Source organism: Streptomyces sp. NPDC090083 (assembly GCF_044747445.1).
Lineage (GTDB): Bacteria > Actinomycetota > Actinomycetes > Streptomycetales > Streptomycetaceae > Streptomyces.
Map to the genome: position 1 here is coordinate 587,898 of NZ_JBIVED010000004.1, position 20,227 is coordinate 608,124.

Genomic DNA, 20,227 nt, shown 5'->3' on the forward strand with positions numbered 1-20,227 from the left:
CGAGTCCCGGCCCGCCCACTGAAGGAGTCGTCATGTTCCGCGGCCTGAGCGCGTTCCCCCTCACCCCCACCACCGAGCAGGGCGTCGACGAGGCGGCGTACGCGGCACTCGTCGCCCGCCTCGCCGCCGCCCGCGTGGACTCCATCGGCGCGCTCGGCTCCACCGGCGGCTACGCCTACCTCACCCGGGAACAGCGCGCCCGGGTCGCGAAGATCGCCGTCGACGCCGCCGACGGGGTTCCCGTCATGGTCGGCATCGGCGCGCTGCGCACCTCGCAGGTGCTGGAGCTGGCCGAGGACGCGCAGAAGGCGGGCGTCTCCGGACTGCTGCTCGCCCCGATGACGTACCAACTCCTCACCGAGGACGAGGTGTTCGGCCTGTACGAGGACGTCACGCGGGAACTTTCCGTGCCGCTGTGCGTCTACGACAACCCGGGCACCACACATGTGCACTTCAGCGACGAACTGCACGGCCGTATCGCCCAGTTGCCGAACATCGGCTCGATCAAGATTCCCGGCGTGCCCGACGACCCGCGCGAGGCCGAACTCCGTGTCGCGGCACTGCGCGCGCTGATCCCCGACACCGTCACCATCGGGGTGAGCGGCGACTGGACGGCGGCCCGTGGACTGAACTCCGGTGGCGACGCCTGGTATTCGGTCCTCGGCGGCGCCTTCCCGATGACAGCGCTCGCCATCACCCGCGCCGCCCAGGCCGGCCACGCGGACCAGGCCACCGAACTCTCCGCCCGGCTCGAACCGCTGTGGACCCTGTTCCGCCGCCACGGCAGCCTGCGCGTCATCTCCGCCGCCGCCTCACACCTCGGCCTGGTCGGAGAGCCGAACCTCCCGCTTCCCCTGCGGGGCTTGGACGAGGCCGCGCGCCAGAACGTCGTGGCAGCGCTGGCAGCCGCCGGACTCACCTCCTGAACACCCACCCCATGAACCGACAGCACACGTCAAACACGCCTAACGGTAGGGACGTTGAGGGATTCCAGGGTGTCCAGCGACTCAGGCGCGCCCAGAGAATCCCGAAGGCACGCGAGGTCCCGCCCTCACCCGCACTCGGCGACCGCGACCACGGCCTCGCCCGCTACGTCCTCGCCGCGGCCCTCGCCCGCACCGCCGACGGCGGGGCCGTGGTGGCCGTCGTCCTCCTGGTCACCTCGTCCGGTGGCTCCGGAACGCTCGCCGGGACACTCGGCGCCTGCATCACCGCCCCGCACCTCCTCGGCCCTTTCGTGGCAAGGCCGTTGGACCTCGCGCGGGACGGGCGGAAGGTCCTCGCGGCAGCCTGTCTCCTGTACGCCACCGCACTGACCGCAGGAGTGCTGACGTACGAGCACGCGCCCACCTTGGTGACGGGTGTGCTGCTGGCAGCGGCCGGCACCTGCGGCCCTCTGCTGACCGGCGGCATCAGCAGCCGCCTCCCGGCCATCGTCGGACCCCGGCTGCGCACGCAGCGAAGGGCGCAGGGCTGGGACGTGGCCACCTACGGCATCGGCGGCACCGTCGGCCCCTCCCTGGTGGCGGCCCTCTCCGCCTGGGTCTCCCCCACCGCGGCATCGCTCGCCCTCGCGATGGGGACACTCGCGGCGGCGGGCGCCGTACTGCTCCTGCCCTTCGCAGAGCCCGCGCACGGCGGCGACCGGACGGCGATCCTGAAGCCGGGCGCGACCCTCGCGTTGATCGCCCGCACCGGGCAGCTCCGGCGCACCGTCTACCTGACGATGATCGTCTCCCTGAGCGTCGCCGCGCTGCCGATCACCGCGGTCCACATGACGCGGATCCTCGGCGTCGAACCGGCGACGGCGGCCGTACTGACCGCCGCCTACGGCCTCGGCAACCTCACCGGATCGACGGCCGTCATGGTCTTCCCGCTCACCGGGGCCCCGGACCGGCTGATGCGCCGCCTCGCCCTCGGCGTCGTCCTCGGCCTCCTCGCCGTCACCGCGAGCCCCTCCTTCGCGATCTCCGTCGCCGCCTACGCGCTCACCGGCATCCTCAACTCCTTCTTCTTCGCCTCCACCCTCGCGGCCCGCACCGAGTACGCGCCGAGCACGGCCCGCGGCCAAGTCTTCATCTGGGTGGCGGCGTTGAAGATCACGGCCGGCTCGGCGGGCACGGCGGTGGCCGGCTCCCTGACCGGCGTCACCGTCAGGCTCCCTCTCGTCGTGGGCCTCTTGGCCGTATCGGCCGCCGTCACCGCCGCGACCCTGGAGACACGCTGCGCGAGATCCCGCGAGCAGCGCGCGTGACGGCTCTCCGAACACGGCGACACAGGCGAGTCACCGTCCGTGTCCCTCTCGCCGCGTGAATCTCGCCCGAGCGTCGTCATGCGCGCCACGCAACAACTCCACCACCAACTCCCCCGTCTTCTCGGCGGGGTTGATGACGCAGATCCACCCGAGGGCGCCGTACACCGGATGCGGCAACACACTGTCGGTGATGGTGCGGTCGTGGTCCCGGTCGACACGGCCCGGTTCCTGCCCCGTCAGTGCGCGGAACGTCGTCCGGTCCACGTGGATGTTCACCCGCCAGCGGCCCGGGAGGTCGAGATCGGACGCGGTGTCGTCGGGATAGTTCTTGGTGACGACGGTGCCGTACGGCTGGGTGTTCCGAGGCAGTCGACCGTCGGGCGCGTAGTAGAAGAAGGCGTCTCCCCAGGCGAGTTCGGGGAAGTCGCCGCCCGGTTCCGGTACGAGCACGAGGGCGCCCGGGAAATCTCGTACGGTCGCGATGATCTGTTCCATACTCATGGTTCGAGCATGACCTTCAAGTGCTTATGTGGGGTTGGCGGATGAACGAGCCGACGAGCGGTGGGCGGCGGGGAGCCCTGCGGACCGCCGATGTCGCGCGCGCGTCGGGGTACTCGGTCCAACAGGTGCGCGATCTGGAGCAGTTGGGAGTCATTCCGGCGGCGGCCAGGACGGCCAACGACTACCGCTCCTACCGGCCCCTTCACCTTCACGCCCTGCGCGCCTATCGAGGACTCGCGGGTGCCGTCGGGCCGGTCGTGGCACGGCAGTTGCTCGCCGGACTGCGCACGAGGACGATCGCCGAGGCAGCCTCGGCGATCAACGAGGTCCATGTCCGTCTCGCGCGGGAACGCGAGGAGGCGCTGCTCGCCGAACAGGCCTTGCGCGCGATCCACACCGAGGCGGACGCCCGGGAGTCCGAGCAGGACAGCGACGCGATGACGATCACCGAACTCTCCAGAGCACTCGGCGTCCGCCCGTCGACCCTCCGCTTCTGGGAACAGGAAGGCCTCGTCACCCCCGAGCGGGTGACCTCGCTGCGAGCCCGCCGCTACGACCTCTCCGCCATCAGAACGGCCCGCATCGTCGCGGCCCTCCGCAACGCGGGCTACGGCATTGCGGCCGTGCGGGAGATCGTGGGTTCCCTGCACCGACTCGACGGCACGGCCGAGGCGCTGCGCGTCCTGCGTGAACGCCTCGATCACATCGCCCTGCGGTCGGTGGAGTTGCTGCGAGCGGGCGCGGACCTGGCGGCTGTCGTCACGGCCGAGCACGATCCGCCCGCCGACTGATCCGCTCCGGCCGCCACCGCCACCGCCGTATCCGGCCGACGCCGCCACTGTCATGTCCGGTCGACACCGCCGCCGTCATGCGTCCTCGCCACGCCCGAACCTGACGTAGGCGAAGAGCCCGAAGACGTTCCCGAAGGCGCAGATCGCGAGCCAGATCCGCGGTGGGAACTGACGAGTGCGTGGGTGGCGTGCGATGTCGACCATGCAGAGGACGGCGGGGAGGACCGCGATCAGCGGCACGATCGCGACCCACGGGCCGGACGGCGACACCCCCGGACCAACCGGCGGACCGGCGAACACGGACAGTCCCGCGACCAGGCCTCCCACGGTGGCTGTCATGGCGTGTCGGGAGCGACGACGACGAGGCCCGCGACCTTCTCGTCCGTGTCGAACGCGACTCGGGCCTTCATCTCTCCGGCCTCGTAGTTCAGCGGGATGTCGACGACGGTGTGGTCGCCGATGCGGCGGACGAACGGCTCACCGTCGCCGAGGCCCTCGAACTCCCCGACGAGCCCGGTGACGGCGGCCAGCCCGTCACCCCTGACCTGATCGGTGAAGGCTTCCAGCACCTGCGAGTTGAAGGACCGCCTGGCCTCCTCCATGCGTCCTTCGAGAACGGCCGTGACGATCGCGGTCGCCCGCTCGGCCGCGTCGGTCATGCGCACTGTCTTGTCCATGGGTTCTCCCGTCCGGGGATCAATGGGTTTGCCGAACCGCTGGAATGCGGCCTGGCGGGTGACTCCGAGCAGGTCCCCTAGCTCCTGCCAGGTATGACCGGCGTCGCGGCTCTGCTGCACGGACAGCTTCAGCACCTGTGCCGCCAGCTCGGCGACATCCCGGGCCCGGCGCACCAGGTCCAGATAGTCGGGCGCCGCCATCGGGCTGCCCATCGTCCGCGCCAGAACCGCGGCCTGGTCAGCGAGCAGGCCGCTGAGGCCGGTGAGCGTCTGAGGAGTATCGGTCACACGTAAAGGATGCCTTTACAAGGCGATCGGCGTCAAGGATTCCTTTACACGGGTCGGCGCGCGGCACGAAAAGGCGGTTGCCGCCCCTCCCCCGCTCATGAACCATCTCGGTTCATGACGACGACCCCGGCCCGTCCACCCGCCCGCCCCCTCGCCCTGATCACCGGAGTCGGCCGGACCGTCGGCATCGGCGCAGGTGTCGCGCGCAGGCTGGCCGCCTCCGGCTGGGACATCGCCTTCACCTACTGGACGCCCTACGACGAACGCATGGCCTGGGGACCGGAGACCGGCGCGACCTCGGCCATCGGCGACACCCTCACCCAACACGGCGCAGCCACCAAGGCGGTTGAGGCCGACCTCGCCGACCAGGACGCCCCGTCCCGCGTCTTCGACGAGGTCGAACGCGACCTGGGACCGGTGACCGCCCTGGTGATGTGCCACTGCGAGTCGGTCGACTCCGGCCTTCTCGACACCACCGTGGAGAGCTTCGACCGGCACTTCGCGGTCAGCGCCCGCGCCACCTGGCTGCTGATCCGCGAGTTCGGCCGCCGGTTCACCGCGACCCCGGGCACCGGCCGGATCATCGCCCTCACCAGCGACCACACCGTGAACAACCTGCCCTACGGCGCCAGCAAGGGTGCCCTCGACCGCATCACGCTGGCCGCGGCCCACGAACTCGCCCACCTCGGTATCACCGCGAACGTCATCAACCCGGGCCCGGTGGACACCGGTTGGATGACCGACGAAGTCCGCACACAGGTCCTCAGCCAGACCCCGCTCCAGCGCCTCGGCACCCCGCAGGACACGGCCCACCTCGTCGGCTTCCTGTGCTCACCGGAGGGGCAGTGGGTCAACGGCCAACTCCTCATGAGCAATGGGGGGTTCGCGTCCTGAGCGGTCCGTCCGGCGAGGGACGCCCGGCAGGGAGGCGGGTTCCCGGCGCGGAATTCAGCGGGGTTCAGCGGCGCTCAGCGCGTTCGGCTTCGAGGATCTCCGCCAGCCTGAGGGTGTCGGCGAGGTATCGGTCGTAAGGGAAGTCCTGCTTCAGCAGGCCTCGGCGGAGGGTCTCGGCGAGGGGTTTTCCGTGGGAGTGGTACGTCTCGCGGCCGATGGCGGTGAGTTCGACGAGTCGGCGCCGCGCGTGCAGCGGGTCCTGGGTGATGCGGACCAGTCCGCCTTCTTCGAGCGGTCGCAGCGCCCGGCTGATCGCGGGGTCGGAGACTCCCAGGGCCTGGGCGAGGCGATGCTGCGTCGCCGGTTCCACGTCCTCCAGTGCGCCCAGGAGGCGGATCTGGCTGTTGGTGAGATCACCGTCATGGCCGACCTCCCGGCGTGCGAGATCGCCCAGTTGTGAGACCACTCGGTGCAGCAGGTCTGAGAGTCCGTCGTCCATGGGTGCAGCGTACCTCAATGTTGCGTCGTTAATATTAACCATGCAACACTCGACAGCATGGACACGATCTCGTACGTCGCCAAGTCCGCGTTCCCCATGATCTGGCTGCTGGTGGCAGTCCTCGGCGCGTCGATCCGCAGCCGGCACAGCACCTCGCGTCGGGCCCGGCTGGAGATCTGGCAGCGGTGGTGGGCGATGTGCGCGCTGGGGCTCGGAAGCCTCTGGATGACGATCTCCTTCGTCACGATCCCGGACGTGATGGCCACGGCGATCGGCTTCGAACGGACGCCGTTCGAGTTCGAGATCGCCTTCGCCAACCTCGGGCTCGCCGTCATGGGCTTCCGGGCCGCTTCCCCGAGGGCCACGGCGAGGGAACGCGTCACCATCGGCCTGGGCGCCGGCATGTTCCTCTGGGGCGCGGTGATCGGTCACCTCTACCAGTGGTTCGCCAGCGGCGACCACGAGCCGGGCAACACCGGAGGAGTGCTGGTGTACGACGTGCTCATCCCGGCGGTCATGATCGCTCTCGCCCGGTACGCGCAGCGGGCCGACGACGACGGAGCGGACCTGCCCGCGCGGGAGGTCACCGAGGGTTCGGTGCGCTGATGCGCGCGGGGCCGCGGGCGGGGTTCCGCGCCGGTGGAGGGCGGCTTGGCCGGCCGGCCCTCTCAGGCACCTTGGACGCACTCCTCCGCCAGCCGCAGACTCTCCTCGACGGCATGCGGGATGTCGTCGACCGGGAACAGCGCGTGCCGTACGGCCCGTTCGGCGTCGACGACCAGGATCAGGCGTTTGTGGCGCAGGCGGCCGGCACCACGGAAGGTCGGTAGCCGCAGGGCGGCGTCGAGTTGGTGGCGGGCGTCGGAGAGGAGGAGGTGGGGGATGTCCTCGGCGCGGGCGAACTCGGCTTGTTCGTGCGGGAGTTGGGTGCTGATGCCGCGTACGTCGACGCCCGCCCGGCGAAAGGCGGGCCAGGCGTCGCGGAAGAGGCGGTTCTCCAGGGTGCACCCGTGGACTCCGGGGATCTCCTCGGTCCACTCGACTCCCGTGCCGGGGTAGGTGAACAGCACGGTCGCGGCGGCGTCCGGGGAGACGACGGGCACGTCCGTGCCCTGGGTGCCGGGGAGTTGGAGGCCTTCGGGCAGGCGGGTGCCGGTCAGGGCGTGCACGCGGGCGTGTTCGGCGCTGTCGGCGCGGGCCGTGGCGGTGAGGCTTCCGTCGCCGAGGATCCAGCGGTCGCCCCAGTCCTGCATGGCGACGAGCAGGGGCAGCAGTGCGCGTCCGGCGTCGGTGAGGACGTACTCGTAGCGCACCGGACGTCGTTGGTAGAGGCTGCGGCGCAGGACGCCGTGGGCGACGAGGCGGCCGAGCCGCTCGGTCAGGACGTTGCGGGACAGGCCGATCTCGGCGGCGAGGGCGTCGAAGCGGACGTGTCCGCGGGCGATCTCCCGCAGCACCAGGACGTTCCACCAGTCCCCCAGGACCACGGCGGCCCCGGCGATTCCGCAGGTCTCGTCTGCGTTGTGCATCCTCATGCGCCCATAGTAAGTTCTTTTTCAGGACTCACTTTGTTTCTCAGTGGAACTTACCGCCCGCGGCTCAGCGGGCCCAGCGTGAGGAGCTGCACCGTGACCGTCATCAGCCGGGTCGTCGCACGCGAGATCATCGACAGCCGGGGCAATCCGACCGTCGAGGTGGACGTGGTGCTCAAGGACGGCTCGCTCGGCCGGGCCGCCGTACCGTCGGGGGCCTCCACCGGCGCCCGGGAGGCGGTCGAACTCCGCGACGGAGACCCGACCCGCTTCCACGGCAGGGGAGTTCGGCGCGCCGTCGACGCCGTCAACGAGAGCATCGCGGACGCCGTGATCGGGCTCGACGCCGAGAACCAGGCGACCGTGGACCGCACGATGATCGAACTCGACGGTACGGAGACCAAGTCGAGGCTCGGCGCCAACGCCCTGCTCGGAGTCTCGCTGGCCACCGCCAAGGCCGCCGCGGCCACCCACCGACTGCCTCTGTACCGCTACATCGGCGGTGTCGACGCGCGGCTGCTGCCGGTGCCGATGATGAACATCGTCAACGGTGGTGCGCACGCCGACAACCCGCTGGACTTCCAGGAGTTCATGATCGCGCCCATCGGCGCGGCCACCTTCGCCGAGGCCGTCCGGATGGGTTCCGAGGTCTTCCACACCCTGCGCCGCGACCTCGTCGCCGCAGGCCACAGCGTGAACGTCGGCGACGAGGGCGGCTTCGCCCCCGACCTGCGCACCGCCGACGAGGCCCTCGACTTCGTCGTCCAGGCCATCGAGAAGACCGGCTACAAGCCCGGCACCGACATCACCCTCGTCATGGACCCGGCCACGTCCGAGTTCTTCCACGACGGCGTCTACGACTACTCGGGCGAGGGCGTCCGCCGCACCCCGGCCCAACACGCCGACTACCTCGCGACGTTGGTCGACCGCTACCCCGTCGCGTCGATCGAGGACCCGATGGCCGAGGACGACCACGCCGGCTGGCAGGCCCTGACCGCCCGCCTCGGCGAGCGCTGCCAGCTCACCGGCGACGACGTCTTCTGCACCAACGAGACGCTGTTGAGCGCCGGTATCCGCGACGGCATCGCCAACTCGATCCTGGTGAAGGTCAACCAGATCGGCACCCTCACCGAAACCCTCGCCACCGTCGCGACCGCCCACCGCGCCGGCTACACCGTCGTCATGTCCCACCGCTCCGGCGAGACCGAGGACACCACCATCGCCGACCTCGCCGTCGCCACCGGCTGCGGCCAGATCAAGACCGGTTCCCTGTCCCGCTCCGACCGCACGGCGAAGTACAACCAACTGGTCCGCATCGAGGAGGACTTGGGCGACCAGGCGCGATACGCGGGGCGTGCGGCGCTGGGCCTGCGCCGCTGACCCCGGAGTCCCCCGTCCTCAGGGAATCAGCACGATCTTTCCCCGCGTGTGCCGCCGCTCCAGCTCGGCGAACGCGTCGCGGACCTCGTCGAGGGGATAGGTGGCCGCGATGGGAATCTCGATGCGGCCCGAGGCGACCAGGCCGGCGATCTCCGTGAGGACCTCCCGGGTGGAGGCGTCGGCGCTGCCCGCGCTCTTGGTGCCGAGTTCCTGGGCCTTCTGGAAGGAGATGATCGTCTCGACGCGGTCCCTGGGAATGCCCAGGTCCACGGCCAGTTGGACGTATTCGGGGGCGAAGAGGTCGATGAAGGCGTCGATTCCGGCGGGTGCCGAAGCTGTGAGGGTCTCGGCGAGCCGGTCGCCGTAAGGGACCGGGGTCGCGCCGTGCGCGGTGAGCCAGTCGGCGTTGGCGGGAGAGGCGATGCCGAGGACCTTCGCGCCGCGTACGGCGAGGAGTTGGACGACGACGGTACCCACACCGCCGGCCGCGGCCGAGACGGCGACGGTCTCGCCGGGCTCGGGAGCCACCGCCTCGACGGCGGCCCAAGCGGTGCAGCCGACGACGTAGAGGGACCCGGCCACCTCCCAACTCAGCCCGGCCGGCTTGAGGATGAGCTGCGAGACCGGCACGGCGACGTGCGTGGCCTGGCTGGAGCGCTGCCAGGAGAAGCCGAGGACTTCGTCGCCGACGCCGAACTCCGTGACGCCGTCGCCCAGTTCGGTGACCACGCCGGCGAGGTCGCTGCCCTGGCCGGACGGGAAGGTCGCGGGGAAGCGTTCGTGCATCGCGCCCGAACGGATCGCCGCCTCACCGGGGTTGATGCCCGCCGCGCGTACCTCGACGAGGACTTCGCCGGCGGCGGGGACGGGCATCGGGATCTCGGCGACCTGGAGGACGTCACGGTCGCCGTACGCGTCGAAGCGCACTGCTCGTACGGGTGCGGGGCTCATCAGGGCTCCTTCGTCAGGGGTGTCGGGTCCGCGGCCGGGGCGCGCGGGGTGGTGGCGCGGAGCACGGCCAGCGCGTCGGCGAGATGACCGAGTGCCACGGGCGGGAGCGGGGCGGACAGTCTCGCCGTCAGCTCGCTGTCGAACACCGGTCCCGCCTCGCGCACCAACTCCGCTCCTCCCTCGGTCAGTTCGACGATCGAGGAGCGGCGGTCGGCGGGATGGGGGCGCCGGGTGCAGTGGCCGAGTCTCTCCAGCCGGTCGACGGCCTGGCTGGCGCCGCCGACCGTGATCGAGAGGGCGGCGGCTATGTCGTTCACCCGGCAGGACCCCGCACGCTCCACGACCAGCAGCACGTTCAGCCCGCCCAGGGTCACTCCTCGGTCCTTGCGGAGCCGGGCGTCGATCCCGTTCCACAGGTCGGTCTCGAAGCGCACCAGGTCGTCGAAGAGCTGTCGTAGGTCCACGGGCGGGAGTCCTTCCGGGAGAGTCGACCGAGTGCATTAGCGCTAATCATATTAGCCCTAATGCACTTGTCCGCAAGCGCGGCAGCACACTCGCTGCGCTCCGCCGTGATCCGCCACGCTCCGTCGCGGTCAGACCTGCGTCGAGTCCTTCCCGTACGACGGCTCGGCCGCCGGGCCCGGCACGGTCGCGGGCGCCGGGCCGCCCTCGCTCAGGCCGAACCGGTCGTGGAACCGGCGCAGGAAGCCGGGCGCGTACCAGGCCGCGCGGCCGAGCAGGCGCATCGCGGCGGGGACGAGGATGCCGCGTACGGCGACGGCGTCGATGAGGATCGCCAGCCCACTGCCCAGGCCGAAGAGCTGCATGAAGCTGAGCTGGGCCGTGCCGAAGGCGAAGAAGCTCACCGCAAGCAGGCAGGCGGCCGCGGTGACGATGCGGCCGGTGTGCCCGAGGCCGTTGGTGACGGCGGACCGGTTGTCCTCGCCGAGGTCGTGGAGTTCCTTGATCCGGCTGGTGACGAAGACCTCGTAGTCCATGGACAGGCCGAAGGCGATGCAGAACATCAGCACGGTCATGGAGACGTCCATCGGCTGGGCCGTGAAGCCGAGCAGCGAGGACAGGTGGCCGTCCTGGAAGATCCAGGTCATGACTCCGAGGGTCGCGCCGAGGCTGACCAGGTTGAGGAACAGTGCGCGCAGCGGCTGGACGACACTGCCGGTGAACAGGAAGAGGAGCAGGAAGGTGGTGAGGGCGACCAGGGCCACGGCGAGCGGGAGGCGGCTGCCGACGGCGTGCTTGGAGTCGACCAGGACGGCGTCGACTCCGCCCACGAGGGCGTGGGTTCCGGCGGGCGGGGCGACCGCGCGCACGTCCCGGACCAGGTCCTGGGCGGCGTCGGACTTCGGGGTCAGGGTGCTCACCACGTTGATCTGCTGGGCGTCGGGGCGGCCGAGGGCGGCGATGCCGGGGCCGGTGGCCGTGGGCCGTCCGTCGCCGTAGGTGCCGGTGCTGGTCTCGACGCGGGCGACGCCCTTGAGGCCGGCGAGTTCGGTGGCGTACGACTCCAGCGGGGTCGTGCCGACGGCCGTGTCGATGACGATGTGGACGGCGGAGTCGTCGCTGCCGTGGAACTTCTCGCGCAGGATCGAGGAGACCTGGCGGCTTGCGGCGTTCTCGGGCAGGACGCGTTCGTCCGGGGTGCCGAAGGTGATGCCGAGGAGCGGGGACGCGGCGACCAGCAGGACAGCGAGGACGGGCAGCGCGGTGAGCGCGGGGCGCCGCATGACCGTGGCGGCCAGCCGTCCCCAGAAGGGTGCGCGGGTGGCGGAGCGCTCGCGCTTCGCCCAGGGCAGCCGGCCGCCGTTGACCCGGTGGCCGAGGACGGCGAACAGGGCCGGCATGACGAACAGGGTGCTGACGGCGGCGATGACGACGACCCCGACGCCCGCGTAGCCGAAGGAACGCAGGAAGTACTGCGGGAACACCAGCAGTGCGGCGAGCGCGGCAGCCACGGTCGCCGCGGAGAACGCGACCGTGCGGCCCGCGGTGCTCACCGTGCGCCGGACGGCGTCGTCGACACTCGCCCCGGTCGCGAGCTGCTCGCGGAACCGGCTGACCATCAGCAGGGCGTAGTCGATGCCGAGGCCGAGGCCCAGAGCCGTGGTCAGGTTGATCGCGAAGACGGAGACGTCGGTGGCGCTGCCGAGGAGGTACAGCTCGGCGAAGGTGCCCGCGATGGCGATGGTGCCGACGGCGAGCGGCAGCAGGGCCGCGACAACGCTGCCGAAGACGAGCAGCAGCAGGACGAGGGTGAGAGGTACGGCGATGGACTCGGCCAGGACGAGGTCCTTGGCCGACTGGGTGCCCATGTCGCTGGTCACGGCGGCGCCACCGCCGGCCCGGACCGTGAGGGTCTTCTCGTGGGTCCCCGTGTAGGCGTCGATGACGCTCTTGGTGTTCTCGTCCCGCTCGGTGTCGTTGCCCTTCACATGGGCGAGCACCATGGCGTCGCGGCCGTCCGTGGAGCGGAGGTCCGAACTGCCCGTGTCCCAGTACGAGATGACGTTCTCGACGTGCCGGTCCTTCTTGAGGCGGGCCACCAGGTCCTCGCCGCTCCGCCGTGCGGCCGGGGCCTCCACGCGGCCGTCCGAGGCGCTGACCAGCAGGACCAGGTTCGTCTCCCCGCCGAATTTCCGGTCGATGACCTTCGCTGCCCGGGAGGACGGGGAGGCGGGGTCGTCGTAGCCGCCTCCCAGCAGCTTGGCGAAGGCGCCCGCGCCCAGGACTCCCATGAGGGCCACGGCCACGACGGCGACGACCAGCACCAGCCGGGAGCGGCGGATGGCCAGTTCGGCTATGCGTTCGAACACGCCTGATCTCCTTGGATATCCATGAATGAGCCGTCCATATGGTGAAAAAGGCGCGAAACAGCCGGAGTCGGTGAACGGGGCACTCTTCCTCGCCGGGCCCGACGTTAGTGAGGAGCAAGAATATTTGGCAGTGTTAGATTTTCCTCACACCTTGCAACTTCGGTGCCCATGGGCCGAGTTGGCGTCGTACGGTCGTCGCATGGCCGTCGAGGAACGCACCACCGCCCCGCCCTCGCTGCGCGAGCGGCGCCGGGCCGCCGCCACGCGGGAGATCGTGGACGCGGCCGAGCGCCACCTCACCGAGCACGGTCCCGCCGCGTTGTCCCTGCGCGCGGTCGCCCGGAGTCTCGGCATGACCGTGCAGGCGCTCTACCACTACTTCCCGAACCGGGACGCCCTCGTGACGGTGCTCGTCACCAAGGGGTACGAGGATCTGGCCGATGCCGTCCAGGCCGCTGTCGACAGCGCGCCGGAGGACCCGGACCTGCCCCGCCTGGTGATCGCGACCGAGGGCTACCGCCGGTGGGCCATCGCCCATCCCGAACGCTTCCAACTCCTCTACGGCACACCGCTGCGGGACTACGCGGCACCGGCCGAGGGCCCCACCACCCAGGCCTCACGCCGGATGAGCGAGATCTTCGAGCGCGAACTGTTCGCGGGGTACAGCACGGAGCAACTGGCCGCGATCGACGTCCCCGTGCTCTCCCCCGCCCTCCGGGACTACCTGGAACGGCTGCCGCACTACGGACAGGGCTCCCTGCCCGCCCCCGCGACCGCGCTGCTGATGAGCGCGTGGGGTCATCTGCACGGTCTCGTCGCCCTGGAGGTCTTCGGGCACACGGCGTTCCTGGGCGGCCACGAGGCCGACATCTTCCGCATGGCCATGCGGAACCTGCTCGCGGACATCCACCGGCGGATACCCGAGCAGGTGGAACCGGACGGCGGTGACACCTGAGACGCCCACGCCTCCTCGGCAACTCGGGCCTGGGGCACCCGAGTTGCCGAGGGTCGGACAGCGGTGGTGGGCGTCAGAGCGCGGCGGCCGCCGCGCGGCCCGCCTGACGGCCGGAGAAGAGGCAGCCGCCGAGGAAGGTGCCCTCCATCGAGCGGTAGCCGTGGACTCCGCCGCCGCCGAAGCCGGAGACCTCACCGGCCGCGTAGAGACCGGGAACCGGCTTTCCGGTGGCGTCCAGGACGCGGCCCGAGAGGTCGGTCTGCAGGCCGCCCAGGGTCTTGCGGGTGAGGATGTTGAGGCGGACGGCGATCAGGGGTCCGGCGCTCGGGTCGAGGATCTTGTGGATCGCGGCCGTGCGGCTGAGCGAATCCCCGGGGTAGGAAAGGGCGTTGCGGATGCCCATCACCTGGGCGTCCTTCGAGTACGCGTTGTCGATCTCGCGGTCCCGGGCCTCGATCTGCCGTTGCAGGTCGGGGAGTTTGATCAGCCCGTCGCCGGTCAGCTTGTTCATTCCCAGGACGAGTTCGGAGAGGGTGGTGGCGGTGATGAAGTCGACGCCGTTCTTCCTGAACTTCTCGATCGGCTCCGGCGTCTGCCAGATGCGCGAGAGCAGCTTCAGGATGTCCTTGTTGGTGAGGTCCGGGTTCTGCTCCGAGCCGGAGAGCGCGAACTCCTTCGCGATGATCTTGCTCGTGGTGACGAACCACGAGTAGTCGTAGCCGCTCGCGGTGATCGAGCCCAGGGTGTGGAGGGTGTCGTAGCCCGGCATGTCGGGGGCGGAGAACCGCTTGCCGGTGGCGTCGAACCACATCGAGGACGGGCCCGGGAGGATGCGGATGCCGTGGTTGGGCCAGATCGGGTCGTAGTTCCTGAGGCCCTCGGTGTAGTGCCACATCCGGTCCGGGTTGACGATACGGCCGCCCGCCGACGCGGTGATGCCGAGCATCCGGCCGTCCACGTAGGCGGGCACTCCGGTGATCATCGTCTTGGGCGGGTTGCCGAGCCGGGCCGGCCAGTTCTGGCGTACGAGGTCGTGGTTGGCGCCGATACCGCCCGACGTCACGATCACCACGGGGGCGTTGAGCTGGAAGTCGCCCACCACGGTGCGGGAGGTGGCCTTGCCGCGCTGGGCCGTGCTGGGTTCGAGGATCGCGCCGCGCACGCCGGTCACGGCACCGTTGGTGCGGACGATCTCGTCGACGCGGTAGCGGAACTTGAAGGTCACCTTGCCGCCGGCGACCCCGGCCCGCACCTGCTTCTCAAACGGCTCCACCACGGCCGGTCCCGTGCCCCAGGTGACGTGGAAGCGGGGCACCGAGTTGCCGTGGCCGTCGGCGAGGCCGCCGCCGCGCTCGGCCCAGCCGACGATCGGGAACCAGCGGATGCCGAGGCCGTAGAGCCAGGACCGCTTCTCGTTGGCCGCGAAGTCCACATACGCCTCGGCCCACTTGCGGGCCCAGTAGTCCTGCCCGGTCGGGTCGTCGACACCCCGGTCGAAGCCCGCCGTGCCCAGCCAGTCCTGCCAGGCCAGCTCCTGGGAGTCCTTGATGCCCATGAGCCGCTGCTCGTCGGAGTCGACCAGGAACAGACCGCCGAAGGACCAGAACGCCTGGCCGCCCAGGTTGGACTCGGGTTCCTGGTCCAGGAGCAGCACCTTCTTTCCGGCTGCGACCAGTTCGGAGGTCGCGACGAGACCGGCGAGGCCGTGGCCGACGACGATGGCGTCGGCGTCCGAGGTGCCGGCCGCGAACGCCGGTACCGCGTGTGCCGCGAGCGCGGCGCCTGCGGCGACACCGCCGGCCACCGTCAGGGCTCTTCGTCGGCTGATCGTGGTGGGGGCCGAATTCTCCATGGGGGTGCCTTCCGGGTCAGTACGGGAGGTGCGGGAGATGTGTCCGACACGTGGAACGTGCCGCGACACCCCTGTTGTTACCGCCGGTAGCACCCCGGGAAACCAAGCTGTGTCGGCCGTGTTTCGAGCACCGGTTCCAGGACCGGCCGCCGGGCACCTGACGGGTCGCCGGCTCGCGCGGGCCCTTGTCCCGACCGGGACGGGTCAGTGCTGGGCGAACTGGACCCGGGTCGGCTGCGTGACGTCGGCGCGGACCGCGAGCGGCGGGACGGTGAGCTGCTCACCGTAGATGTCGGTGAGCCTGAGCGCGCCACCGCAGCCGCTGCCGTCCTCGGAGAGGAAGTAGTTGTAGTCGGCGCGCTGGAGCTGACGCCAGCCGCTGCCCGCGCGAACTTCGAGGCGGGCGAGGGGATTTCGGTGGCCGATCGCCTGGATCGCGCACCAGTAGCGGGTGGACCCGGTCTTGTAGCGGATCGAGAGCGTGTCCGTGGTGCTGGGGCTCACCAGGTTCCAGGTGATCGGTATCCGGCCGGCCGAAGGCGCGGCGAGTTTCGCGAAGGCCTGGGCGCTGAGGTCGATCTGGCCGACGGCGCAGTCCCCCGGACATTCGTTGGTGATACGGACAGTGACGGTGGCGCCGTTGGCCGCGTGGACGGAGACGTACGCCCCGCACGCCTTGGACGACTCGTAGTCCGTGGTGTTCATCGCGCCGGTCAGCACGTCTCCGCTCGGGTCGTACATGCAGGCGCCGCCGCCGTCCGCGTCGTAGAAGGTGGCGAGACCTCGGTAGGTGACGCCGGGGCGGATGCGGCCGGCCAACGAGGCGGTACCGGAAGCCGGTTGCGGTGCTTTCGTGGCCGCCGGGGTGGTCGCCGCGTGCGTGGTCGGTGTCGGGGACGGCTTCTTCGAGGTGACGGCGGCCCGCGGGGAAGGACTCGAAGTACCGCTCGGGGACGGCGAGTTCGGGATGGAGGTGGTGGCGGACGGTGCGGTCGCGGCGCTCGCCGCCGCCGACGTCACGTCCTCGCCGTCGCTCTTGCGGCCTGGCAGCACCACCAGCGCCAGGGAGACGACGATGAGTACCGAGGCCGCCGACAGGAACAGCCACCGCTTGGACACCGGACCTCCTTGATGGCCACCGTCCGTCGCTCGGAGTGACGGAGGAGGCGAGCGTGCCAGCCTCGGCAGAAGAGCGGCAAGCCCTTTCTCCAGGAGCGTAGTCGAGGGACAGACGGGGCCTCACCGTGCTGTCAGGGCTGCCGATGCGCACCACCCAACCCCGCCTGCCTTTAGGCCGGTTACCGGCGCTCGAACCCGTGCGCGCTGCTCCACCGCAGAGTGGCGCCCCTCCCGAAGACGACCCGCCGCCCGTCGGCGGAGACGGCGGCCCGCTCCCAACCGTCGAAGTTCTTCGTGACGTTGACGCTCCACGCGGCCAGGCTGCCGGTGCCGACCACCGCGAGGGACTCGGTCGGCGGTTCACCGTCGTAGTAGTAGGAGCCGAAGTCGGCGGTCGCGGCGACGGTTCCGTTGCTGGTGCGCAGGTGGATGCCCTGGCACGCGTCGGTCGTGGTGCGGTGGATGACCTTCGGCCGGGTCCACGCCTTCGCACGGGGGCTGTAGTGCTGCTCGACGAGGCCCGTGCCGCGCCGGTAGTGCAGCGCGACGCGGCGCCCGTCGTCGAGTGTCGCCACGGCGTCGTACGGGCTCGGGCTGCCGCTCCAGGGCAGGTCGCTCTTCTCCAACTCGGCTGTGTAGGCAGGGATGTTGGGCGATGCGCTCGCCGAAGGAGCCGTGGTCGCCGGGTCCGGGTGACCGCCGCATGCCACCGCGGCGACCACCACCGCCACGGCCGCCGTCACTCTGACCGGCACCTGAACGCCGGGCCCGCGCATACCCGCCTCCTGTCGCCCCGCCTCAGCGCAGCATAGGCACCCGCTCGCGGCGGCGGACGCTGAGCCGCTTCACGGCGTGGTCCGGATGCACCGCTCGGCACTCAGCGGGTCGGCGGACTTCCGGGGCCGCGTCCCGCGTCCCACCGGCGTTCCGGTGGCCCCTCCGGCGCCGGTCGTCGCGCCTTTGCCGTAGCGACCGAATCCGCCGCCCGCGTGCGGAATGACGCCGGAATCCCGGGACGTGGCTTCGTACGGCCGCCCTCGTACATGCATACTCGGGGCTCTGCGCGCGCACCTGCGTTCGCGAGAAGCGGGAGGTGGGCGATGGTGGTGCCGTCGGCAGCCGGGACGGAACCCCGGAAAATCACGATCAATGACGTCGCGAAGTCGGCCGGGGTGTCCCGGCAGACCGTGTCACGGGCGCTCAACGACAAGGACGAGATCGACAGCGACACCAAACAGCGGGTGCTCGACGCGGCCCGCGCCCTGGGCTACCGGCCGAGCCGGTTCGCCCGCGGGCTGGTCCGGCAGGACACCATGACGATCGGGCTGGTGATCCCGGATCTGCTGAACCCGTTCTTCACCGAGGTCGCCGCCGCGGCCCTGGAGGCAGCCCGCACCCGGGGCTGGCAGGTCGTCGTGTACGACACCGGCGACCGGGCCGAGGAGGAGCGCGGCACGCTCCAGGTGATCAGTTCGCAGGTGGACGCGGTGATCGGCTACTTCAGCTGTCCCGAAAGCGAACTGGAGAAGTTCACGCGCGGGATGCCGGTGGTGCTCATCGGGCGGGAACAGCGCACGCGGTTCAGCGCGATCCGGATCGACGGCACGGCGGGCGTCCACGCGGCCGTCGCCCACCTGGTCGCGCAGGGGCACACCCGGATCGGCATGCTCGACCACCACACCCGGGCCGAGCCGAGCATCCGCCACGAGTGGTTCACCACGGCGGCGGCGGCCCACGGGATCGACGGCGGCATGGTCGTCGGCGCGGACCAGACGGCCGACGGCGGCGGAGCGGCGCTCCGTGAACTGCTCGGCGCCCATCCCGGCATCACCGCGGTGTTCACGTTCAACGACATCATCGCGATCGGAGCGCTGCGCGAGGCCCGTCGGCTCGGCCGGAGCGTCCCGCAGGAGCTGGCGGTCATCGGCTTCGACGGCCTCCAGCTCGGGGCGCTGGTCGAGCCCCCGCTCACCAGCGTGGCGCTGGACACCCGCCGGCTCGGCGCGCTCGCCATCGAGCAGGTGGCGCGGCTGCTGTCGGGGCTGGAGGAGCTGGCCGCCGACGATCTGGTGGTCCGCGGTGAACTGCGGTTGAGCGGGTCGGCTTGACCCGACCGGTACCCGTCATGCCCGAATGTCTTGACACTCCCCCGCACCGGAGCGCAGACTTCCGAACATTCCAAAACGCATGTCGAGGTCTATCTGCAAGCAGTCCCGTGAGCGCTCACGGGAGCGCTCACGGGACGCTCTTAGACCCCAGGAAAACGGTGTGCCCCACGTCCCTTCCACCCAGAAGGCATCCCGCCCGAGGGATCAGCATCGAGCCGCCTAGCACCGCCGCTAGTCGTTGTCTGGAACGGAAACCATGAGCAGCACAATCACGCGCATCCGCCTCGGCGCCGTAGCCGTGGCCGCCAGTGTCGCCGTACTCGCCGGATGCTCGTCGTCCTCGCCGTCGACGAAGACCTCCGCGGCCTCCTGCGCACCCGCCAAGGGCAAGGTCACCCTCCAGTACTGGAACACGGTTCCGGGCATGGACAAGGTGGTCGCCCTGTGGAACAAGAACAACCCGAACATCCAGGTCGAGACGAAGAACATCTCCAACGACCAGTACGGCACTCTCGGCAACGCCCTCAAGGCGGGCAAGGCGCCGGACCTCGCCCAGGTCGGTTACGACGAGCTGCCCAACCTGCGCACGCAGAGCGCGTTCGTGGACGCCTCGGCCTGTTCGGCGGCCACCGCCGCCAAGTCGAAGTTCGTACCGTGGACGTGGTCGCAGGCCAGCTTCGGCGACACCGGCGTCTTCGCCCTGCCGCAGGACACCGGGCCGATGGCGCTCTACGTCCGCAGCGACATCTTCAAGAAGCACGGCATCGCGATCCCCAAGACCTGGGACGAGTACGCCGCCGCCGCGGCCAAGCTGCACAAGGCGGACCCCAATCTGGACATCACGTTCTTCGACCCGAACAACGCCGAGTGGTTCAACGGCCTGCTCTGGCAGAACAACTCGCAGATGTACAGCTACTCCGGTGACAAGTGGCAGGTCACGGTCGCCTCGAAGCAGAGCAAGCAGGTCGCCGACTACTGGCAGAAGCTGATCGCCGGCAAGCTCGTGCGCACCGACCTCGCCAACGGTTCGACGCAGATGTACGCGGCGTACCAGAAGGACCAGATCGCCAGCTACGTCGGCGCCGCCTGGGGCTACAGCATGTTCCGCGACAACCTCCCCAAGCAGTCCGGGAAGTGGTCGATCGTCCCGATGCCGACATGGGGCTCCGACGGCGCCTCGGGCGACTGGGGCGGCTCGACCGTCGCGTTCATGAAGGGCAGCAAGCACCTCTACGAGTCGGTCAAGTTCAACACCTGGCTCAACACCGACCCGGAGGCCCTCGCCCTGGAGAACCAGCTCGGCGGTCTCTACCCGGCGGCGAACGCGGGGCTCCAACTGCCCGCGCTGTCCAAGGGAGTTCCGTACTACGACAACGAGAAGATCTTCGACGTCTTCGCCGACTCGTCCAAGAAGATCAACACCAGCTTCGCCTGGGGTCCCACCCAGAAGACGGTGAACCTGGCGCTGCAGGACTCGATGGCCAAGGCCGCGGCCGGTGACGGCACGCTCTACGACGCGCTGTCGGCGGCGCAGGCGACCGCGCTGAAGTCCATGAAGGACCAGGCGATCCCGGCCGAAGCGGGCAAGTGACCGC

At 70.3% G+C, this 20,227-nt stretch carries 20 protein-coding genes; 9 read left to right on the top strand and 11 right to left on the bottom strand.

Annotated elements, in window-relative coordinates:
- Positions 1 to 32 precede the first annotated feature (32 nt).
- Both ACIPTO_RS17890 and ACIPTO_RS17895 read left to right on the top strand, forming a co-directional pair.
- Entirely contained in the window at positions 33 to 926 is an 894-nt protein-coding gene (locus ACIPTO_RS17890) for a dihydrodipicolinate synthase family protein (protein WP_401193045.1), read from the top strand.
- 11 nt (positions 927 to 937) lie between these two features.
- Positions 938 to 2,254 (top strand): MFS transporter, encoded by a 1,317-nt coding sequence (locus ACIPTO_RS17895; RefSeq protein WP_401193048.1) that lies wholly within the window; start codon positions 938 to 940, stop codon positions 2,252 to 2,254.
- 30 nt (positions 2,255 to 2,284) lie between these two features.
- Here ACIPTO_RS17895 and ACIPTO_RS17900 read toward each other — a convergent pair whose 3' ends face one another.
- Entirely contained in the window at positions 2,285 to 2,749 is a 465-nt protein-coding gene (locus ACIPTO_RS17900) for a DUF6194 family protein (RefSeq protein ID WP_366318305.1), read from the bottom strand.
- A gap of 47 nt (positions 2,750 to 2,796) precedes the next feature.
- Here ACIPTO_RS17900 and ACIPTO_RS17905 point away from each other — a divergent pair, with 47 nt between their 5' ends.
- Positions 2,797 to 3,546 carry a MerR family transcriptional regulator gene (locus ACIPTO_RS17905; RefSeq protein WP_401193051.1) on the top strand — a complete coding sequence of 250 codons (750 nt, stop codon included), beginning with the start codon at positions 2,797 to 2,799 and terminating at the stop codon, positions 3,544 to 3,546.
- Positions 3,547 to 3,621: 75 nt separating this feature from the next.
- Here ACIPTO_RS17905 and ACIPTO_RS17910 read toward each other — a convergent pair whose 3' ends face one another.
- Both ACIPTO_RS17910 and ACIPTO_RS17915 read right to left on the bottom strand, forming a co-directional pair.
- Positions 3,622 to 3,885, bottom strand: coding sequence for a PLDc N-terminal domain-containing protein (locus ACIPTO_RS17910; protein WP_401193054.1), 264 nt, complete (start codon positions 3,883 to 3,885; stop codon positions 3,622 to 3,624).
- Entirely contained in the window at positions 3,882 to 4,511 is a 630-nt protein-coding gene (locus ACIPTO_RS17915) for a DUF3887 domain-containing protein (RefSeq protein WP_366317676.1), read from the bottom strand. The genes ACIPTO_RS17910 and ACIPTO_RS17915 overlap by 4 nt, the downstream gene beginning before the upstream one ends.
- Before the next feature lie 114 nt (positions 4,512 to 4,625).
- Between ACIPTO_RS17915 and ACIPTO_RS17920 the strand changes: the two genes are divergently transcribed.
- The gene (locus ACIPTO_RS17920; protein ID WP_401193056.1) at positions 4,626 to 5,405 is read left to right on the top strand and encodes an SDR family oxidoreductase; all 780 of its coding nucleotides are present in this window, start codon (positions 4,626 to 4,628) and stop codon (positions 5,403 to 5,405) included.
- 64 nt (positions 5,406 to 5,469) lie between these two features.
- On the opposite strand, the gene ACIPTO_RS17925 is transcribed toward ACIPTO_RS17920, so the two are convergent.
- Positions 5,470 to 5,904 (bottom strand): MarR family winged helix-turn-helix transcriptional regulator, encoded by a 435-nt coding sequence (locus tag ACIPTO_RS17925; RefSeq protein WP_401193059.1) that lies wholly within the window; start codon positions 5,902 to 5,904, stop codon positions 5,470 to 5,472.
- A 57-nt stretch (positions 5,905 to 5,961) separates the two neighbouring features.
- On the opposite strand from ACIPTO_RS17925, the gene ACIPTO_RS17930 reads away from it, so the two are divergent.
- Positions 5,962 to 6,510 carry a DUF6790 family protein gene (locus ACIPTO_RS17930; protein ID WP_401193061.1) on the top strand — a complete coding sequence of 183 codons (549 nt, stop codon included), beginning with the start codon at positions 5,962 to 5,964 and terminating at the stop codon, positions 6,508 to 6,510.
- Between the two features lie 62 nt (positions 6,511 to 6,572).
- Here ACIPTO_RS17930 and ACIPTO_RS17935 read toward each other — a convergent pair whose 3' ends face one another.
- Complete coding sequence (locus tag ACIPTO_RS17935; protein WP_401193063.1) at positions 6,573 to 7,439, bottom strand: winged helix-turn-helix transcriptional regulator; 867 nt, start codon at positions 7,437 to 7,439, stop codon at positions 6,573 to 6,575.
- Positions 7,440 to 7,532: 93 nt separating this feature from the next.
- On the opposite strand from ACIPTO_RS17935, the gene eno reads away from it, so the two are divergent.
- The gene (eno, locus tag ACIPTO_RS17940) at positions 7,533 to 8,816 is read left to right on the top strand and encodes a phosphopyruvate hydratase (protein ID WP_401193066.1); all 1,284 of its coding nucleotides are present in this window, start codon (positions 7,533 to 7,535) and stop codon (positions 8,814 to 8,816) included.
- 18 nt (positions 8,817 to 8,834) lie between these two features.
- On the opposite strand, the gene ACIPTO_RS17945 is transcribed toward eno, so the two are convergent.
- From ACIPTO_RS17945 to ACIPTO_RS17955, 3 genes are all read right to left on the bottom strand, one after another.
- Positions 8,835 to 9,767: an NADP-dependent oxidoreductase gene (locus ACIPTO_RS17945; RefSeq protein ID WP_401193068.1), complete on the bottom strand. Its 933-nt coding sequence runs from the start codon at positions 9,765 to 9,767 to the stop codon at positions 8,835 to 8,837.
- Entirely contained in the window at positions 9,767 to 10,231 is a 465-nt protein-coding gene (locus ACIPTO_RS17950) for a MarR family winged helix-turn-helix transcriptional regulator (RefSeq protein ID WP_401193070.1), read from the bottom strand. Before ACIPTO_RS17950 ends, ACIPTO_RS17945 begins: the two co-directional genes overlap by 1 nt.
- Before the next feature lie 129 nt (positions 10,232 to 10,360).
- Positions 10,361 to 12,598: an MMPL family transporter gene (locus tag ACIPTO_RS17955; protein WP_401193072.1), complete on the bottom strand. Its 2,238-nt coding sequence runs from the start codon at positions 12,596 to 12,598 to the stop codon at positions 10,361 to 10,363.
- A 199-nt stretch (positions 12,599 to 12,797) separates the two neighbouring features.
- Here ACIPTO_RS17955 and ACIPTO_RS17960 point away from each other — a divergent pair, with 199 nt between their 5' ends.
- Positions 12,798 to 13,553: a TetR/AcrR family transcriptional regulator gene (locus ACIPTO_RS17960; RefSeq protein WP_401193074.1), complete on the top strand. Its 756-nt coding sequence runs from the start codon at positions 12,798 to 12,800 to the stop codon at positions 13,551 to 13,553.
- Between the two features lie 73 nt (positions 13,554 to 13,626).
- Here the strand turns inward: ACIPTO_RS17960 and ACIPTO_RS17965 are convergent, their stop codons facing one another.
- From ACIPTO_RS17965 to ACIPTO_RS17975, 3 genes are all read right to left on the bottom strand, one after another.
- Positions 13,627 to 15,405 (bottom strand): FAD-binding dehydrogenase, encoded by a 1,779-nt coding sequence (locus ACIPTO_RS17965; RefSeq protein ID WP_366317657.1) that lies wholly within the window; start codon positions 15,403 to 15,405, stop codon positions 13,627 to 13,629.
- A gap of 204 nt (positions 15,406 to 15,609) precedes the next feature.
- A complete protein-coding gene (locus ACIPTO_RS17970; protein ID WP_401193077.1) occupies positions 15,610 to 16,524 on the bottom strand; it encodes an expansin EXLX1 family cellulose-binding protein in 915 nt (304 codons plus the stop codon).
- A 179-nt stretch (positions 16,525 to 16,703) separates the two neighbouring features.
- Positions 16,704 to 17,300 (bottom strand): hypothetical protein, encoded by a 597-nt coding sequence (locus ACIPTO_RS17975; RefSeq protein ID WP_401193079.1) that lies wholly within the window; start codon positions 17,298 to 17,300, stop codon positions 16,704 to 16,706.
- A 324-nt stretch (positions 17,301 to 17,624) separates the two neighbouring features.
- Here ACIPTO_RS17975 and ACIPTO_RS17980 point away from each other — a divergent pair, with 324 nt between their 5' ends.
- A complete protein-coding gene (locus ACIPTO_RS17980; RefSeq protein WP_401193082.1) occupies positions 17,625 to 18,632 on the top strand; it encodes a LacI family DNA-binding transcriptional regulator in 1,008 nt (335 codons plus the stop codon).
- Between the two features lie 256 nt (positions 18,633 to 18,888).
- A complete protein-coding gene (locus ACIPTO_RS17985; RefSeq protein WP_401193085.1) occupies positions 18,889 to 20,223 on the top strand; it encodes an ABC transporter substrate-binding protein in 1,335 nt (444 codons plus the stop codon).
- Positions 20,224 to 20,227: the final 4 nt, after the last annotated feature.

Coding starts and splice junctions, on each gene's coding strand:
- ACIPTO_RS17965 (WP_366317657.1), bottom strand. CDS start 15,405: ATGGAGAATTCGGCCCCCACCACGATCAGCCGACGAAGAGCCCTGACG.
- ACIPTO_RS17920 (WP_401193056.1), top strand. CDS start 4,626: ATGACGACGACCCCGGCCCGTCCACCCGCCCGCCCCCTCGCCCTGATC.
- ACIPTO_RS17985 (WP_401193085.1), top strand. CDS start 18,889: ATGAGCAGCACAATCACGCGCATCCGCCTCGGCGCCGTAGCCGTGGCC.
- ACIPTO_RS17930 (WP_401193061.1), top strand. CDS start 5,962: ATGGACACGATCTCGTACGTCGCCAAGTCCGCGTTCCCCATGATCTGG.
- ACIPTO_RS17900 (WP_366318305.1), bottom strand. CDS start 2,749: ATGGAACAGATCATCGCGACCGTACGAGATTTCCCGGGCGCCCTCGTG.
- ACIPTO_RS17905 (WP_401193051.1), top strand. CDS start 2,797: ATGAACGAGCCGACGAGCGGTGGGCGGCGGGGAGCCCTGCGGACCGCC.
- ACIPTO_RS17975 (WP_401193079.1), bottom strand. CDS start 17,300: ATGCGCGGGCCCGGCGTTCAGGTGCCGGTCAGAGTGACGGCGGCCGTG.
- ACIPTO_RS17980 (WP_401193082.1), top strand. CDS start 17,625: ATGGTGGTGCCGTCGGCAGCCGGGACGGAACCCCGGAAAATCACGATC.
- ACIPTO_RS17895 (WP_401193048.1), top strand. CDS start 938: ATGAACCGACAGCACACGTCAAACACGCCTAACGGTAGGGACGTTGAG.
- ACIPTO_RS17910 (WP_401193054.1), bottom strand. CDS start 3,885: ATGACAGCCACCGTGGGAGGCCTGGTCGCGGGACTGTCCGTGTTCGCC.
- ACIPTO_RS17945 (WP_401193068.1), bottom strand. CDS start 9,767: ATGAGCCCCGCACCCGTACGAGCAGTGCGCTTCGACGCGTACGGCGAC.
- ACIPTO_RS17925 (WP_401193059.1), bottom strand. CDS start 5,904: ATGGACGACGGACTCTCAGACCTGCTGCACCGAGTGGTCTCACAACTG.
- ACIPTO_RS17960 (WP_401193074.1), top strand. CDS start 12,798: ATGGCCGTCGAGGAACGCACCACCGCCCCGCCCTCGCTGCGCGAGCGG.
- ACIPTO_RS17935 (WP_401193063.1), bottom strand. CDS start 7,439: ATGAGGATGCACAACGCAGACGAGACCTGCGGAATCGCCGGGGCCGCC.
- ACIPTO_RS17890 (WP_401193045.1), top strand. CDS start 33: ATGTTCCGCGGCCTGAGCGCGTTCCCCCTCACCCCCACCACCGAGCAG.